The following is a 16848-nucleotide window of genomic DNA, read 5'->3' on the forward strand; positions in this document are numbered from 1 at the left end:
TCGAATGAGCGAATGAGTGAATGAATTTTGAATGATCGAAATTAAATGAGTGAATGTCAAACCTATTCAGTCATTCAGTCATTCAAAATTCAGTCATTCACTCATTAAATCTTCCTAGCCGTATTGATCACATTTACTCCGTTGAAACGCGTTGTTGAGCTTCCGTGTGAAACTGCGCTGGACTGTGAGGGCTGGCCTTTTCCGTCGAAGAATGATCCGCCCAGACGATAATCCTTTTCATCACAAACCTGCACGCACGAGTTCCAAAACTCCTGTGTATTAGACTGATACGCCACGTCTTTCAACATTCCGGCAATTTTGCCGTCTTTAATCTCGTAAAATAACTGTCCGCCGAACTGGAAATTATAACGCTGTTGGTCAATCGAGAATGAACCGTCACCAATGATGTAAATGCCTTTTTTGACGTCCTTAATCATGTCGTTCACGGACAATGGCGTTTTTCCGGCTGCCAGGGAAACGTTGGGCATTCTTTGAAACTGGACAGACGACCAGCTGTCGGCATAGCAGCAACCGTGTGATTCATTTTCCCCAATAATGTGCGCCTGATCGCGAATGGCCTGATAATTAACCAAAACACCATCCTTCACCAAGTCCCACTTCTTTGTATTAACCCCTTCATCGTCCCAGCCAACGGCACCGAGCGATCCTTCTTGCAGCTTATCGGCGATCAGATTCACTTGCTTGCTCCCATACTGGAAGTTTTTGGATTGCCATTTGTCCAATGTCGCAAAAGAAGTTCCTGCAAAATTAGCCTCATAACCCAGCACACGGTCCAATTCCAGCGGGTGTCCAACAGACTCGTGAATCGTCAGCCAAAGGTGCGATGGATCCAGAATAAGATCATATTTCCCAGCCTCAACCGACTTCGCCGTTAACTTTTCTTTGGCTTGTCTGGCTGCGGCTGTGGCATCTTCCAGCATATCGTAACCTTTATTGTAACGCGTAGTCACGCCGGTGATTTTGTCCGAAGGATTGGCTTGCAGATAATCATAACCCATGCCCATTGGAGCGCTTAATGCATTCCTGGTTTCAAATTTTCCACTTTTTGGGTCAATGGCAGTTACATTAAAGATCGGCCAGATGCGGTGCACGTCCTGGTCAATGTATGAGCCGTCTGTGGAAGCAAAATATTTTTGTTCATTCACTAAAAAAAGTACGGAATTGACATAATTAGCGCCATTTTTCATAGCCGCATCATTGACAGCCAGCAATAAGTCAACCTTCTCTTTAATAGGCACTTCAAATGCATTTTTCTTGATCGGCGCTTTCCAGCTTACTTCGCCGAATCCCTTTTGGGGAGCCAATTGAACGGGTTCTTTCATCAATTTAGCATTCGCTTTGGCAATCGCAACTGCATCTTCGGCGGCTTTCGCCATCTGGGCTTCGTTATTTACATCCACCACCGCCGCAAATCCCCAGCATCCGTTCGCTATCACACGCACGCCCACCCCATAAGATTCTGTATTGACGATGTTCTGGACCTTGTCCTCGCGGGTGATCACGAATTGATTGAGATAACGACCGATCCGGACGTCGGCATAAGAAGCGCCTTTGGATTTTGCGGCATTCAGCGCGGCGTCGGCCAGTCTCTTTTTGACGGCAACATCGACACCTTTTTCAAGAAATGCCTCGGGAGAAACATTCCTGCCCATTGCAAAAGCGGGCATCATGAACGCTCCGGTCCCGAGTCCAGCCAGTTGTATAAAGTCTCTGCGTTTCAAAGTATATATGTTTGCTAATAGTGATGAATTTTGGCCATTGGAAACAAAAAGTGCAAAGCATAAGCTAGCGAAAAGACGCGACAGAATCAATGCACTTTTTACGTAAGGAAATTAAGCTGTTTAAGCGGCAATGACCTGCTAAACAGCGTCCGAAAGACTGGTAAATGTAAAGTCACGGATTTTCAGCGGAGGCACCAGGTTGCCGCCCGCGCGCACCGGCTTGCCGATTGCTTCCAAGTTGTTGAGCATGATAACCGGGCTTTCGTTGAACCGGAAATTCTTTACAGGATATTTAATCTGGCCGTTTTCAATGTAGAAAGTTCCGTCCCTGGTAAGGCCTGTGTAAAGCAAGGTTTGCGGGTCCACGGCACGGATATACCAAAGCCGCGTTACCAAAATGCCCTTTTCTGTTCCTTTGATCAGGTCCGCCAGCGATTCGCTCCCACCTTGAAAAATGAAACCCGATGGCGGAGGAATCGCCTTAACGCCTTGCTTTTCTGCCCAAAATCGCGAGTAAGTCATATTTTTGACAACGCCCTTTTCAACCCACATTACTTTCTCCTGCGGCCGGCCGTCACCAGCAAATGGGGATCCCGGAATTTCAACATTTTGCGGGTCCGAGTAAATGTTCACGCGCTCGTCGAAAAGCTTTTCACCCAACCGCGTTCCGCCTCCCTTTTTACCCAAGAAACTTCTGCCTTCATCTGCATTGCGTGCATCCATGCTCCGCATCATATTTTGCAAAAGGTCCAGACCCGCGGTCGGTTCAAGGATAACGGTGTATTTACCTGGTTCCAATGCTTTCGCAGTCGATGAGGCTAATGCTTTCTGCATCGCAATTTCTGTGGCAGACGCCGTGCTGAGCTTAGAAGCATCATTATAATCTCGTGCGGCGTAGCCCGATCCCTTGGCATCAGCAGTGCGAACGGTAATCGAAAAGTCAACAGATGTTGCTTTGTTGTAACCAAAAAGGCCTTTGTTGTTTCCCATAGCCGAAAATCCGGCTGTATCTTCCATGTAACCCGCTGCCGTCAGGTTCTTTTTAATGCAAGGATCAATGCTCTCGAATGCGGCCTTGGCGCGGTAATCTGGATTTATTGCTGCGGTGCTATCAGAAAATGAATTGGTTTCCAAATACTGCTGTGCGCCGAGCATAGGCACATATTCCGGATTGTCAGGAGCCAATCTGGCGATTTCCTCTGCCCTCCGGACTGTCTTTTCCAAAGAGGCATCGTCGAATTCGTTGATCGTGGATGTCCCTGATTTTTTACCAAAAACAGAGGTTACCGAGAGGGACAAATCAGTCGTTTCTCCACTCGTGGAAACTGAGTTTCTGGCATAACGAATATTCCCTGTCCGGTTACCGCTCAGTCCAACACTAATCTCATCAGCTTTTGAAAAGCCCAAAACCTTATCAATTATTTTCTTCGCTTCTTCTTTGGATAAAATGGCCATGTGGTTGGGTTTTTAATTTTGAATGAGTGAATGAGTGAATGACTAAATGAGCGGGCACCGTTTTGCTGAATGATAGAATGACTGAGTAAGTAAATGGTTTAATAGTTGACACAGGTTCCAGACGACGATGGAACAGTAAAAAAATAATTCATTCAGTCATTCAATCATTCAGTCATTCTCTCATTCACTCATTCACTCATTCAGCGCCACGGCGCCCGCTCATCATATCTTCCGTCCTGTATTGATAACGTTCACGTCGTCAAAACGGGAGGTTGCACTGCCGTGAGAAACCGCGCTGACCTGTGCTGGCTGCCCTTTTCCGTCGAAAAATGAACCGAATGTGCGGTAATCATCCTTGTCACAAAGTTGAGAGCATGAATTCCAGAACTCCTGGGTGTTGGATTGATAAGCGACGTCGTCGAGCATGCCTGTGATCTGTCCGTTTTTGATCTCATAAAAAACCTGACCGCCAAACTGAAAGTTATAGCGCTGCTGATCAATTGAATACGATCCTCTGCCAATAATATAAATGCCTTTTTCCACGCCTTTGATCATGTCCATCACGCTGCGTTTTTCGGTGCCGGGTTTCAGGGAAATGTTTGGCATTCGCTGAAACTGAACCGAGTTCCAGTTATCCGCATAACAGCAACCGTGTGATTCTTTTTCACCTATAATCTTCGCCTGATCGCGGATGGCCTGGTAATTGACCAAAACACCATCCTTAATAATGTCCCACTCTTTGCAAGGAACGCCTTCGTCGTCATAACCCACAGCTCCCAGAGTATTCGGCTGCGTTTTATCGGCCACAATGTTCACGAGCTTGCTGCCGTATTGGAAGTTTTTAGACTCCCATTTATCCAATGTTGCGAAGCTTGTTCCTGCATAATTAGCCTCATAACCCAGCACACGGTCCAGTTCGGTCGGGTGACCCACCGACTCATGAATGGTCAGCCCAAGGTGGTTAGGATCTAAAACAAGGTCATATTTGCCCGGAAGCACTGACTTTGCACCCATCTTTTCCTTCGCCTGCCTGGCCGCTGCGATCGCATCCTCCACCATATCGTAGGAATTGCGGTAACCAACCAAACCATTCGGACCAGCAATCTTTTCAGACGCAAGCCCGTCCAGATATTCATAACCCATTCCCATGGGCGAGCTGATGGCATCCCGGGTTTTAAATTTGCCAGCTGCTTTATCTGTCACAGTCACCGTGAATGTCGGCCAAATCCGGTGCACGTCCTGGTCTATAAAAGAGCCATCGGATGAAGCGAAATATTTTTGTTCGTTTACAAAAAACAAGTTGGAAGTCACGAAGCCGGCGCCATTTTTCATTGCCTCGCCATTGACATTCATCAACAGATCTATTTTCTCCTGAATGGGGATTTCAAATGCATTTTTCTTGATTGGCGTTTTCCATGTTTGGTCGCCAACTCCCTTCTGCTCAGCAAGTACAACTGGCTCTGTCTGAAATTTAGAGTTTGCTTTTGCAATTTCAACGGCTGTCGCGGCACATTTCGCAATGCCATCTGCCGTCACATCGCTTGTCGCCGAAAATCCCCAGGTCCCGTTTGCAATGACACGGATCCCGACACCATAAGATTCCGCATTGACAATGTTCTGAACCTGTTTTTCGCGCGTGAAAAGATATTGCTGCAAATAACGCCCGATCCTGACGTCGGTGTAAGTAGCGCCTTTGCTCTTAGCTGCATTAAGGGCGATTTCTGCGAATTTTTTCTTGGCAGCAACATCGATCCAGTGTTCGAGCAGATGTGCGGCACTCACCGGATTTCCTATGACAGGCACAGACGAAAGCAGCATGGCTCCTGCACCCGTTCCCGTCATCTGTATAAAATCTCTTCTATTCATCGAATGTTCAGGAAGTAATATTGAAATCACAATGTAAAAATTATTTCTAACAAATATTGCTGTGGCAATATTTTTAGCAGACAGTGCTGCTATTCACAAAAAATGAGCGTGCCCCTTACCGGAACACACTCATTTGGCACATTTTAAAAAATTCAAATCAAGTTTGTGGTGATTAGCCTTCTCAAATCTTGTTCATCCCAGGGCTTGGTAATAAAATTGTGCATGTAACCCTTGACTTCCGCGTGTTTAAATTCAGCACTGTAAGCCTGCCCGGTAAGCAAGACGCGGGTGCTTTCCGGATATTGCTTCGACGCGATTTTCAGGAATTCCAGGCCCGTCATATCAGGCATTTGCTGGTCGACGAAAATGACATCAATTTGTTTTTCTTCTAAAACTTTCAGGCCTTCATCCGTTGAGTCTGCAAGATAAATGGTTGCGTCCCTTCTGAACGAAGCTTTAAAGGAGTTGAGATTATTGACCTCATGATCAATGTAAAGTATGCTCATAAAATTCTGATAGTGGGTTACGGTTGCCGCTAAAGTACAACTTTTTACTTTTCTCAAATAGTTTTCTGAACGATACTTTACGCTCCTGCATTTGCAAGCCTTAAAAAAGGCTCTATTATTCGTTACCAGCCACTTACAACCAGGTTATTATCAGACTCGTAATACTCCTGCCATACATCCAGCAAATTGGGATCCCCCTGCCATGCCGAGCCATCAAAGTTTGTAATCTGATTATTGTCCAAATCCTGTCTGAATATCACATGGTGAATGTTCCCGTCTTTGGTTCTCATGAATGCCTTCACAGCGTATTTTCTCACATAAGTGGTTTGCCACTTACGCGGATTGGGCATGGGCTTTGCCACAGGCGTTTCGTTGTGAAAACGATCATAAAAATCGGCTATGGCCGCCTCGTAATTATAGTCAAAAGGCTGACCAACCTGGAAAAAATTAGACTTAAAAAAGTCCATTAACTGCTCTGGTGTAGGTTTCATTGCTAATTGTCGTAAAGCATGCGCCGGAAATTCGGTTGCCAATCTTGTAAGATACACTAATTAACAATGGAAAACTAAATAAGCAGGGCAAACAGGACAATTGTTCTTAACGGCCTCATTAACCGCAGGATAAATGATTACTAGCCGCTGGGTAAACCAAAACAGCGTTTCGTCCTTTTCGCAAAAATTCACGGCGTTGCTTTCGCCTTATTGCGACATCTTTTACGAAAACAGTAATGTTATTATGACAAAAAAACCATCCCCTTTCAGAATATCGGCACAGATGTTCCTGCTCATTTCAATTGCTATTTTTTCCTGCGGGAAAAATGAATTAAGCCCGCAAAAGGCCTCCTCTGCCTTCACAGAGGGCAATTCAAATGCTTTTGTTGTAAGTCAGGTTTTGTTACAAACCACCATGCCCGGCTCCGACATCACGGACATACAATACAATGCCGACCATTCACTTAAAGGATACAGAACAGAAGGCGGCACTTACACGATCAGCGTGACTTACGCACCGAACAAAGTGATTTATACAACCGTTTATGGTGGCAACAAAAGCTCCGACATTGTTTATGACCTTGTGAATCAATATGCTGTCAAAAAGCTTGAAACGTTTTACACCAGCGGTGGCAATCTTTCGGACGTAATCCAGACAGACTACGTTTATGAAGCTGGCAAAGTGGCGAAAGAATATTATCGTGAAAACAACTTACCGGATGGCTATCTGGCCTATTATTATGACAATCACAATGTTACATTCCAGGAGCGCTACGACGCCGACGGCCTGATCGTGAATAAAGTCAGTTACGAATACTATCTGAAACACGCCGATAAGTCGACAGTTTTCAGCCAGTTTAATTTCAAAACAGACGCGAAATTATTTCCGCAAAAATCTCAGAATCTTGTAGAAACGAAATATTTGAAAAAGCCCGGTAAAAACCCTGTTTCCACACATTACACATACATTCTAAATGGCTCCGGCTATCCCACAAGCGGAACCGTCTCGGGGTCCGCTTCCTATAACTGGACGAGCATCTGGCAATGAAACGATCGCTATTGAACGATCATCTTCTGCGAGAACAAACGATATCCTGACTGGTTTTTAATCTGTAAAATGTAAAGATCATCGGGTAAGCCAAAGGTGTCGAAACGGGTTGCCTCACTGGCTTTTACATCGAATTTCCGGCGAAGGATCCCTCGTTTGTCGATGATCTCTCCCTTTAACATGCTTTCCTTTCTATGACTTTTGATGTGTATTTCATAAATGTTTTGCTGCCTTTGCAAAACATTTATTTTTATTCCATTGCATGGATCCCTTGCGTAAATGATTCGGGTAACCTGACATTTTCCATCAAAATCAACCTGTCTGAGCCTGTAATAATTTTGAAGGTCTGGTAAAGAATCCGGGAAGGTATATTGTTGTTGTACTTTGCCTGATCCTGTGGCATTAATACGGCCAATGTCGTCAAATGAAATTCCGTCCGAACTGCGTTGAACTATGAAATAAGCTGCATTGATCTCCTCACTGGTTGCCCAGTGCAAGTTGACATGACATTGTTCCACCCGCGCTTCAAAACTTTCAAACCGGACTGGCAATGCGTCATTCACGGCTGTACTGAAGAATGCGAATGGGGCAATGGTAACGGCAATTTCCTGAATTGTAAACTCCGACATTTCCACGGCTTCCCTTGTATCTGTATATCGGCGGAGCACCGGATAAGGATCTTCTTTTTTAAAACCATAAGGATAACGGTTCGCCGAATCCTGAATAGCAAAGCTCGAAGGCCGGTTCATGACGAGTGAAGCAGCCGGGCCAAAGACAGGAATGCCGGGAGCAGGCTCCGTAAACTTGTCTTTAACAGTTGACCAATGCAATGGCAGCTTGGGCGAATTTTTGCCAACTCCTGTTATCATAGTTTTGGACAGGGGATTATTACCCAATGGAATATCCAGCTGAATTTTCGCCAGATCCAAAAGTTCCGGTTTGGACAACAGATAACTGAACATAATGTAGTCAAATGCATAACTCTGCGCCATCCCAAATGTGCCGTACCCGATATATCCCTTAAACGGATGGTAAGCACCATGATAAGCATGAATGTTCATGGTTCTCTTGTTGTAATTGACCAGCACTTCTGAATCCAGCTTGGATTTGAATTCTGCAACAGGCACATTATCAACTGGATACTTGGTCGTAGCATAAGCCCACGCAGCTTTAAAAGTGTGCTGTGACCAGCTCATGGTTGCATGAAATTGGTGAGGGATTTGTGCATAGCAGTTCAGAAAGGCAGTATTATAGATTTGTTCGCCCGTTGTTTTATACAGTTCAGCAGCAGCCCAGGCGCGGTTATCGAGATCAATGGGATCGGGATAAGGCCCGGCTGCAATTCCCGGAACATTCAGCACCGGCGATGTTTCAGGATGTAATTGCAGAAATGCCCAGGCTTCTTTTGCCATGTCGAGGCAATTATCCGCATAGGAAGGCAGGTATTTTTTAAAGTTTCGAGCGGCCATGGCCATCGCAGCAGCAAAAAGCGCCGTGGACTGCGTTGTTTTTTCTGAAACATACAATGTACTGAGTTCTTCCTCTGGCAATCCGGCCGACCAGGTTGCGGGCGTTACACGGAAGTATACGCCGCCGTCCGGCGCCTGCATTTGTTTCAGCCAGTCCGTTTCGTATTTGATCTCGTCTAAAATATCCGGAATGTTGTTGTCGCTTTCCGGAATGTTGTAATAATTATCGGGGAATTTTTGTGGATAGAGTTCTAATGCTGTAAACAAAATGAACAACGCGCTTGCAGCCGTGGGAACATAGCGTCCGTAATCGCCCGCGTCCAGCCAGCCTTTCGTCATCGGAATGCTTGTTCCTACGGGAAAATCAGAAACGTTATTGAGCGGAGAAGAGGCATGTGACGCGTGAATTTCGGCAGTAGTTGCAGGCAAACCTCCCCGCTGCCAGTTTTCCGCATAAGGCGCATCCAGTTTTCCGGATCTTTGAAAATACAAAGCCCGTGCGCTTTGCTTGTGTAAATTATCGTAGACATCATCAGCAATGCTGAATGTTTCCGAACGGCCACATCCTTCGACATACAAATAATATGATCCGGGTGTGGTAAAATCAGAAAAATCCAGATCAAAAACCAACTCGCCGCTAAATGCAGAATCCGCTTTCAAAAACCGGCTCGTCTTGCTGAAAACAACCTGCTCCAACTCATTTCGAACCTGAAAAACAGGCGTTATAACTGTATCGACAGGCATAAACCATGCATCACCCAGAAAATTTCCAAGCTTCCCGAGTTTGGGACCAACCGGCAAATAACCAACCTGATTGGCTTTGACATTGCCGTAAATTTCAAGATCGTTGTAAATAAATATAGTGTCGAAAGCTGCGCCATTGCCAGACAGATCCTTTACCTCATTCACCGTCAGGCTATATACACTGCCAGCAGTCAATGGTTTATTAAAAATCAGGAACAGCTCATAGTCGACGATGGGCGCTCCGGATTCCGGAAGCAAACCGGTCACCAGATGATGCCGCCCGACCTTAACCGGATTTTGCGCAATCTTATAAGTGCCGTCTGTCTCGCTTTTCAGCATATAATTAAGAACATTATGGCATCCTGTCGTATCAAATCGCTCACTGATTCGAACTTTCAGCACTTGATCAGACACCGGCTGCAACGTAAGCACAGGCGACAGCAGATCCACTGCCTGAATGTTGTCCATGTAAAAGAAAAGCTGGTCGATAGTTGTTGTGGCTACTTCAAAATACTCAATCGAGCTCAGATCGTAATTCGGCTTTTTCAGCACATTCAGGGGGATTCTTACTTCCTTGTAGTCGGTCATAATCCCTCCGCCACCTTGCACATAATGTTCAAGATCAACCCAATTGCTTTGTGCAAAATAGGTCGTCAAACGGATAGAAGTCGTTTGCCCGCTTTGGTTTGCCTTTATGAAAAAGCGCAATTCATCAAACCCCGAAATGTCTGCACGCCACGCATCACTGCAATTGAAACCTAACTTCGGCACGTGAAATTTGTCCGGCTCTGCCCGAAAGCAAACACTCCCATCATAAGCATCTCCCCCTGAAATGACAGATCCGTAATCCGCATTACAGCTAAGCGCATTGACCTCTCCATTCCAAAGTGTTTTTGTTTGAGAGAAGCACGGCGTCAGCCCTATCGCAATTAGAAAAACTAAGAATTTACACATGTTAGCACTCGAATGTTTGCAATTAGCAAGCGCTAAATCAGTGCCATAAGAGCGTTTTCCAGGCCGGGAGTTTTCAGGCGGTTAGTTTGAGTTATTGATCGGTAGTTTAGAAAAAGACCGCCAGCTTTTTCAGTGGAATGAAATTATAAGTGAGGCTTATAATTTTCATTATGAGGCAATTATATTTTTTAGAGCCCTTGAAATTTGATGAAAAGTGAATAGTTTCACATATTAATTAACCATCAAACACGCTAATTATGGCATGTAAAATGAATAGCACGGGACAGCACAAAGATGATTGGGACTTTGTTATCGCAGCAGCAATAACATCTTCTTCTGGTGGGGCAGTGTTAGGTGGGACCTTGTTTAACATGACGGGCGCACTAATAGGTGGAGCGGTTGGAATATTTGTTGAAATTTGGCCATTTTTACGATTGAAAAATTCACAAGCTCAGAACAAATCCTTATAACCATTTTCATCAGAGTTTGTGGATTTCTTATATGTTCTTTTAGATGAGATCCTGGCTCCAAGGGTTATTTTTGTTCTGGCATTTATTGGGAGTATTTCTTATCTGATTATTTACAAATGCCAAAATCGCTTCAGGCAAACAGAAGTTACAGGTTTTGTCAGCTCCGGATTCCAGATTATGTCGATCATAAGCGGCATCAAACTCATTATCCGCGTGTTGATCGAGCTTGATGCCATGGAAATGGATAAGTTCTATACTGGCTACGGCGGGGCGACTGTGATTTGGATTTCGATGGTAACCTTGGGGAAGAGGTTTAGTCAGGCGGAGAAAGCCTAACTATTTTCGGAGCACGGTAATGCATCGATCAAACCTTTCTAGACGCATTAAAAAGCTGGATATCCTCAGACCTTCGGCATTATCCGGGCTACGTTTCATCAACTCATTCAAATAACAAACCGGGCCACAAGCATCGCCTTCGTCGAAGAATTCGCGGATATGGGCAATAAGCTTGTCTTTTTGTACATTAAGCATTTCCTGCCTCAATGCACTGATTTTCAGATTTTTGAATGTCGGTTCAATGTTTTCTTTGGATTCTTGTATCCTTGTCATACATTTACAATGTTTAATTGTTACTGATTAAACTCCCCCGGAGAGTCTCGGCCTCGTAAACTTAGAAGCTCCGGGTTTTTCTTTAATGTTTATTAGTCGGAGTTTCCGACTAATTTTAGGTAAAAAAATTTTAGTTTGGTGTAAAAGTTATCTCCAATTTAATATCGACTTTGCCAAATTCCGACAATATTTCTGTCATCCGTTTCTCAGAAATTCCTTGCTGGTAAGTGTAGTCCTTCCATGCACTTGTATATCTTCCCTTTTTGACATCAGGTGTCAAAGTCGGGTAAATACTTTTCGCCCAATAGTCAAATGCTTCTTTCATTGTTGAGAATTTCTTCATGCTCAAATGTAATAAAGTCGGAACTTCCGACAAGCAATTCAGTGAAAATATTTCATGATTGTTTTAAGCCAAGATGGCGTTGGACTCGTCAGTTTTTCTCAATCCAATTGTAGAGATATTCCAAAGATTTCCCCATCGTCGCAAGATTAGTTCTTAAATGAAGAGCAGGGATATCTTTATAAGCAGGTCTGTGGGTAATGGTGCGGAAACATCCAGGACATTTCCAGTGTTCATGCGATGCTTTCTCACGCACATAATGGCACCCATGGGTTTCTAGGAAACGTATCCAATCCTTGATTTTAACTGGCCTGTTATTTCCCAATTATGCAGCTTGTAAAATTGAAGTTTTCACTCTTTCAGGGAAGTCAAAATTTTGCAAGACGCTTGCTTCGTCTTGATTTGACCAACTAAGGTGAATACTTAAATCAGGCGCGGTCCTCCACCCTAAATTGAACAGTTCTTTCTGCCGTTGCAACTTACTGACTTCGAAAAGATCCACAAAAAGTGTTTCTAAATTCTCTTTTAAAGCATTAATTGAATCCTCTTCAGTGTTACCATATCCTGATACATTAAGTGAAGGGATCACGCTGAGCATATGACTTCCTTGTTGTCCGGTATAAACAACAAGAACACCCTCAATCTCATTTTCGGTTAGGTTCAACCCCTCAGACGGGACTCTATCAAGTTCACTCAAATAGTCAACCTTACGAAGTTCAAAATTAGACATACTCAAAGGATGTTCAGATTCTACAATTCTCAAATCAATGTCATTAAAATTAAACTTTTAAAACCGGATGAGCAAAACAAAAGCTAAATAACGAGCACTACCAATCTATTAAGTTAACGTCCATTCTGAATTATTCCCCGGCATAAAAAAAAGCACCTAACAAATAAATGTTAAGTGCTTAATGGATGTGATTCGAATCGCACCGGCGACCCGGACATAACCTGCTGCTTAGAAGGCGCACACTCTGAAAAGTTGCAGCCAGAAAAAAGCACTTAACAAATAAATGCTAAGTGCTTAATGTGATCCGGATGTGATTCGAATCGCACCGGCGACCCGGACATGACCTGCTGCTTAGAAGGCGCACACTCTGAAAAGTTGCAGCCAAAAAAAAAGCACTTAACAAATAAATGCTAAGTGCTTAATGTGATCCGGATGTGATTCGAACACATGACCTGCTGCTTAGAAGGCAGCTGCTCTATCCAGCTGAGCTACCGGACCGTAATCAAAAAAATAGGCAGTCAGCGATTCGCAGTTTAATCTGCTACGGCCTAACTGCCTAAACCTATTTGTCGGGGAGACAGGATTCGAACCTGCGACCCTCTGGTCCCAAACCAGATGCGCTACCGGGCTGCGCCACTCCCCGAGTTATTTTACTTGCTAAGCTGAGTCTCGATTTCGTCAATTGTCAGCTCCTCTTTTACTCTTTTCAAGATCGGTGTAGAGGAAGCGGGATTCGAACCCGCGGTACCCTTGCGAGTACGGCAGTTTAGCAAACTACTGGTTTCAGCCACTCACCCATCCCTCCTTCTTTCCGTTCTGGGTTGCAAATATAGAAGGTTGCCCCTCAGAAAAACAAACATTTCCCTAAAAAAACTTTATCAGAAGCCACAATTGCCTATTTTTGAAAAATTTTAAATTACCCCAAAGCGTTCATTATGAACTGGAATTACCCCTTTGAGACCACTGAATTTTTATTTATATTTTTTTTCATCTTAATCTACACAGCCTACATAATCCGCACTGTCCGCATCGCCCGGCAGCTGCAAACCACCGCAAGAACGCTTATCCTCAAACTCTTTTTACGCACCATTTCCTTTTCGTTACTGATCATTAGTTTGCTCGGGCCGTCGTTCGGGGAGGCCGACCGGCAGATTCAATCCAAAGGCAAAGACATTTTCATGATCGTTGACCTTTCTAAATCCATGGACGCGGCGGATGTGACGCCATCGCGACTGGAAAAAGTGAAGTTTGAAATGAACCGCTTTGTCCAGAATGAACGTGCGAACCGGATCGGGATCATTATTTTTTCTAATAAGGCATTTATCCATGTGCCCCTTACCTATGATGGCGCGGCCTTGGAATTGTTTATTCAATCATTACAAACGGATTTGCTGGCAACGGGCGGAACCAACATTTGTGATGCTACCGAACTGGCTTACAGCAAATTAATGAACGCCGCTGACCCGGGTGGGCGCTCGAAAATGATGATCCTGTTTACCGATGGCGAAAACAATTCTTCTTGCAGCGGCGCGCTTTATAACAATCTTCGCCGATTTGGAATCGGCGTTTACGCGGTCGCGGTGGGAACGAAAGTGGGCATCAGCATTCAGCAAAACGGCAAGCCATTAATGGATAAAAATGACAAGCTTGTGATCAGTAAGCTGGATGAAAACTTCCTCAGAACCATGGCCACCGCATCCAGAGGCACATATTATGAGCTTAATAATGCTAAAAATGAGATGCCAAAACTGACCAACGATATCAACCAGGCGGAGGGCACATTGGTGGATTCACGTACCATCACGGTCGTGAGTAACAAATACTACTATTTCCTGGGCGCTGCGCTGGTGTTAATCCTGCTCGATGTTTTAATTACGATCGGAACGTTCCGACTGTAAAAATCAATGCTTATTTTTGCGTCTCACCTAGGCTTATACATGACCGCAATAATTCTTTATGTTCTGCTCTGGCTCTGGGATAATCGGACTTTCGATTCCATTACCAAAGCGAATGAGCGGAAATTGGGCGCGGAACAGGCGTATAATAACAAACAATACAAGCAATCGGCCGAGCTTTATTACCAGATTACTTACGGCTCCATATTTTCGGATCCGGCCGCCCGGCTTAACCTTGCCCATTCTTACTACCAGATGGGAAATTATAAGTTAGCGCTGAAACATTACACGTTGCTGGATCACATTGATAATAACACCATTGCGTCCATTGCAAATAGTCAGATCGCGTTAATCAAGGTTAGCCAGAAAGACACTTCAAATGCGCTTGACTATCTTAAAGCAGCGCTGCGTCTTGAACCGGGAAATGGCCTGGCAAGAAGCAATTACATTATCTTGAAAAAAGCATTTTCAGGGATTGACAAGCCTTCCGATCTCAACAACAAGAAACAAAAATCAGAACGGGAGGCTGTTGCAGAGCGAAACCAGCCTGTGCCCCCGGAGCCAAAACCGGAGACCAGGGAAGTCGCGGAAGACGTGCAGAAAGAAGAGTTGCTGCGGAGTTTACGGGAGATGAATATGTCTGAGGAACAGGCGCGTGCGATATTGGATGCCATGAAATCAAACGAATCGCAATATATTTACCAGCTCAGAAAGAAGCAATACAAGCAAAAAACTGCAAAACAAGACGAAATAGAGTGGTAATTTTTACTATAAAAAGATGAATAGCATTCCAGAAACCAACTTTCAATTTCCTGGCCAGACAGGGTTTTACAAAGGAAAAGTGCGCGACGTTTATTCCTTTGAGAAAAAACTTGTGATGGTTGCCAGCGATCGCATTTCCGCTTTCGACGTGATTTTGCCCCGGGCGATTCCATATAAGGGACAGGTTTTGAATCAGATCGCTGCACATTTCCTGAATGCAACGTCTGGCATTGTCCCCAACTGGCTCGAAGAAGTGCCCGATCCGAATGTGAGCATTGGCCTGAAATGCCAGGCTTATCCGGTGGAAATGGTTGTTCGTGGTTATCTGGCAGGACATGCGTGGCGCGAATATTCAGCTGGTAAGCGCTCGGTTTGCGGGGTTGCGTTGCCGGATGGCTTGCAAGAAAATGACAAGCTTCCCCAGCCGATCATTACGCCGACGACAAAAGCGCATGAAGGTCACGACGAGGACATTTCACGCGAAGAAATTCTCGCGCAAGGACTTGTGAGTGAGGATGATTATGAGCATTTGGAAAGATATACGCTCGCGCTTTTTGCCAAAGGAACAGAAATGGCAGCGGATCAGGGGCTGATTCTGGTAGATACGAAGTATGAATTTGGCCAACTCGACGGCGTGATTTATTTGATTGACGAAATCCACACGCCAGACTCCTCACGCTATTTCTATGCAGACGTATATGCGGAAAATCAGCGGGCAGGACTGCCTCAGAAACAGCTTAGCAAGGAATTTGTGAGAGAATGGCTCATTCAGAATGGCTTCCAGGGGAAAGATGGACAAACTGTTCCAGTTATGGACGACGAACGCGTTCAGCTTATCTCCGACCGTTACATTGAGTTATTCGAGAAAGTTACGGGTAATAAGTTTCAGAAAAACAATCTGGACAATCCCTTGAAACGCATTGAAAATGCAATTTTGAGAGCGTTGTAATCACATTCTGTTGATATTTTATTAAAAATCTTGTTTGAACAAAACAAAAAATTGCAATGAACTATAAACTGGAAAAGAAAGAGCAATTCGTATATATCGAGCTGGAAGAGCCGGCATTTGCGGGTGACGTTCCGGCAGCATTTGAGGAAACGGCCAAGGGCATTTTTCGCGAAGGATATCACAACCTGATCGTGAATATGCAGCCCGTGAAATCGGTTGATGCCGCGGGGACGACGGTTCTGAAGAAAATAAACTGGCTTTGCGCCAACGACCTTGGCCTGCTGGTGATCGTAACCCGGGATGATGATTTCATGGACTTGCTGGAAGACCTGAAAGTGCCGGATATGCAGGTGTTACCATCCAAAGAAGAGGCGATAGATGCCGTTTTCATGCATAGTCTTGAAAATGAATTTGGTGCAGGAGATGATGGTTATGATGATGAAGATTATGATAATGTAAGCGAGTCTAAGGAGCCATAACAGCCCCATTCTCTAATAAATATCTGTCAATAATGACGTCTGGCTTCAAGAAAGCCAGACGTTTTTTTTGGACGTTTAAGTAACTTTTATTAATTTAACAAGACGCTATTTGTATTTCAGTAAGACGGCAAAACCCGGCATTTTGATTATGAATTTGTTAACTAATCAGGGAAAGCACTGATCGGTTTATCAATATTTCTATATTTATTGTAATAAAAAAATCAAAAACTCTTGCAGATAGAAAATTTTGCCATTTGAGTATTCGGCCAAATATCTTTTATGGTTATCTTGCGTGGCTTTACCCAAATCATAACGGGATGGGCATTTAGTAAAAATTTT

Annotated in this window: 17 protein-coding genes and 3 tRNA genes; 7 read left to right on the forward strand and 13 right to left on the reverse strand. The window is 44.3% G+C overall.

The window, feature by feature from the left end:
* Positions 1-104 precede the first annotated feature (104 nt).
* From MUK70_RS13175 to MUK70_RS13195, 5 genes are all read right to left on the reverse strand, one after another.
* Complete coding sequence (locus MUK70_RS13175) at positions 105-1742, reverse strand: TldD/PmbA family protein (protein WP_234652807.1); 1638 nt, start codon at positions 1740-1742, stop codon at positions 105-107.
* A 138-nt stretch (positions 1743-1880) separates the two neighbouring features.
* Positions 1881-3197 (reverse strand): TldD/PmbA family protein, encoded by a 1317-nt coding sequence (locus tag MUK70_RS13180; RefSeq protein WP_234652808.1) that lies wholly within the window; start codon positions 3195-3197, stop codon positions 1881-1883.
* A 222-nt stretch (positions 3198-3419) separates the two neighbouring features.
* On the reverse strand, positions 3420-5063 hold the full coding sequence (locus MUK70_RS13185) for a TldD/PmbA family protein (RefSeq protein WP_234652810.1): 1644 nt from the start codon (positions 5061-5063) through the stop codon (positions 3420-3422).
* Positions 5064-5215: 152 nt separating this feature from the next.
* Positions 5216-5569 carry a response regulator gene (locus tag MUK70_RS13190; RefSeq protein WP_234607620.1) on the reverse strand — a complete coding sequence of 118 codons (354 nt, stop codon included), beginning with the start codon at positions 5567-5569 and terminating at the stop codon, positions 5216-5218.
* A gap of 122 nt (positions 5570-5691) precedes the next feature.
* On the reverse strand, positions 5692-6060 hold the full coding sequence (locus MUK70_RS13195) for a hypothetical protein (protein WP_234607621.1): 369 nt from the start codon (positions 6058-6060) through the stop codon (positions 5692-5694).
* Between the two features lie 133 nt (positions 6061-6193).
* Between MUK70_RS13195 and MUK70_RS13200 the strand changes: the two genes are divergently transcribed.
* A complete protein-coding gene (locus MUK70_RS13200; protein ID WP_234652812.1) occupies positions 6194-7108 on the forward strand; it encodes a hypothetical protein in 915 nt (304 codons plus the stop codon).
* Positions 7109-7116: 8 nt separating this feature from the next.
* Here the strand turns inward: MUK70_RS13200 and MUK70_RS13205 are convergent, their stop codons facing one another.
* The gene (locus tag MUK70_RS13205) at positions 7117-10275 is read right to left on the reverse strand and encodes a glycoside hydrolase family 9 protein (protein ID WP_234652814.1); all 3159 of its coding nucleotides are present in this window, start codon (positions 10273-10275) and stop codon (positions 7117-7119) included.
* Positions 10276-10532: 257 nt separating this feature from the next.
* On the opposite strand from MUK70_RS13205, the gene MUK70_RS13210 reads away from it, so the two are divergent.
* On the forward strand, positions 10533-10745 hold the full coding sequence (locus MUK70_RS13210) for a hypothetical protein (RefSeq protein WP_234652815.1): 213 nt from the start codon (positions 10533-10535) through the stop codon (positions 10743-10745).
* Between the two features lie 18 nt (positions 10746-10763).
* Positions 10764-11081, forward strand: a complete 318-nt coding sequence (locus MUK70_RS13215) for a hypothetical protein (RefSeq protein ID WP_234652817.1) — start codon at positions 10764-10766, stop codon at positions 11079-11081.
* Here the strand turns inward: MUK70_RS13215 and MUK70_RS13220 are convergent, their stop codons facing one another.
* The 7 genes from MUK70_RS13220 to MUK70_RS13245 all read right to left on the reverse strand — a co-directional run bounded on the left by MUK70_RS13220 (position 11082) and on the right by MUK70_RS13245 (position 13229).
* On the reverse strand, positions 11082-11354 hold the full coding sequence (locus MUK70_RS13220) for a hypothetical protein (protein WP_234652819.1): 273 nt from the start codon (positions 11352-11354) through the stop codon (positions 11082-11084).
* 130 nt (positions 11355-11484) lie between these two features.
* Positions 11485-11697 (reverse strand): hypothetical protein, encoded by a 213-nt coding sequence (locus MUK70_RS13225; protein ID WP_234652821.1) that lies wholly within the window; start codon positions 11695-11697, stop codon positions 11485-11487.
* Positions 11698-11785: 88 nt separating this feature from the next.
* On the reverse strand, positions 11786-12019 hold the full coding sequence (locus MUK70_RS31160; RefSeq protein ID WP_374759704.1) for a type II toxin-antitoxin system HicA family toxin: 234 nt from the start codon (positions 12017-12019) through the stop codon (positions 11786-11788).
* Positions 12020-12457 carry a hypothetical protein gene (locus tag MUK70_RS13230; RefSeq protein WP_234652823.1) on the reverse strand — a complete coding sequence of 146 codons (438 nt, stop codon included), beginning with the start codon at positions 12455-12457 and terminating at the stop codon, positions 12020-12022.
* 391 nt (positions 12458-12848) lie between these two features.
* Positions 12849-12922: transfer RNA gene (locus MUK70_RS13235), tRNA-Arg, on the reverse strand.
* Between the two features lie 71 nt (positions 12923-12993).
* Positions 12994-13067 (reverse strand) — tRNA-Pro (locus MUK70_RS13240).
* Between the two features lie 75 nt (positions 13068-13142).
* Positions 13143-13229, reverse strand: a tRNA-Ser gene (locus MUK70_RS13245).
* A gap of 130 nt (positions 13230-13359) precedes the next feature.
* On the opposite strand from MUK70_RS13245, the gene MUK70_RS13250 reads away from it, so the two are divergent.
* The 4 genes from MUK70_RS13250 to MUK70_RS13265 are packed head-to-tail and all read left to right on the forward strand — an operon-like array spanning position 13360 to position 16509.
* On the forward strand, positions 13360-14322 hold the full coding sequence (locus MUK70_RS13250) for a vWA domain-containing protein (protein ID WP_234652825.1): 963 nt from the start codon (positions 13360-13362) through the stop codon (positions 14320-14322).
* Positions 14323-14361: 39 nt separating this feature from the next.
* Positions 14362-15081, forward strand: coding sequence for a tetratricopeptide repeat protein (locus MUK70_RS13255; RefSeq protein WP_234607628.1), 720 nt, complete (start codon positions 14362-14364; stop codon positions 15079-15081).
* A gap of 16 nt (positions 15082-15097) precedes the next feature.
* On the forward strand, positions 15098-16030 hold the full coding sequence (locus tag MUK70_RS13260; protein WP_234652827.1) for a phosphoribosylaminoimidazolesuccinocarboxamide synthase: 933 nt from the start codon (positions 15098-15100) through the stop codon (positions 16028-16030).
* A gap of 56 nt (positions 16031-16086) precedes the next feature.
* A complete protein-coding gene (locus MUK70_RS13265) occupies positions 16087-16509 on the forward strand; it encodes an STAS domain-containing protein (protein WP_234607630.1) in 423 nt (140 codons plus the stop codon).
* Positions 16510-16848 lie beyond the last annotated feature (339 nt).

It is taken from the genome of Dyadobacter chenwenxiniae, assembly GCF_022869785.1.
Classification (GTDB): domain Bacteria; phylum Bacteroidota; class Bacteroidia; order Cytophagales; family Spirosomataceae; genus Dyadobacter; species Dyadobacter chenwenxiniae.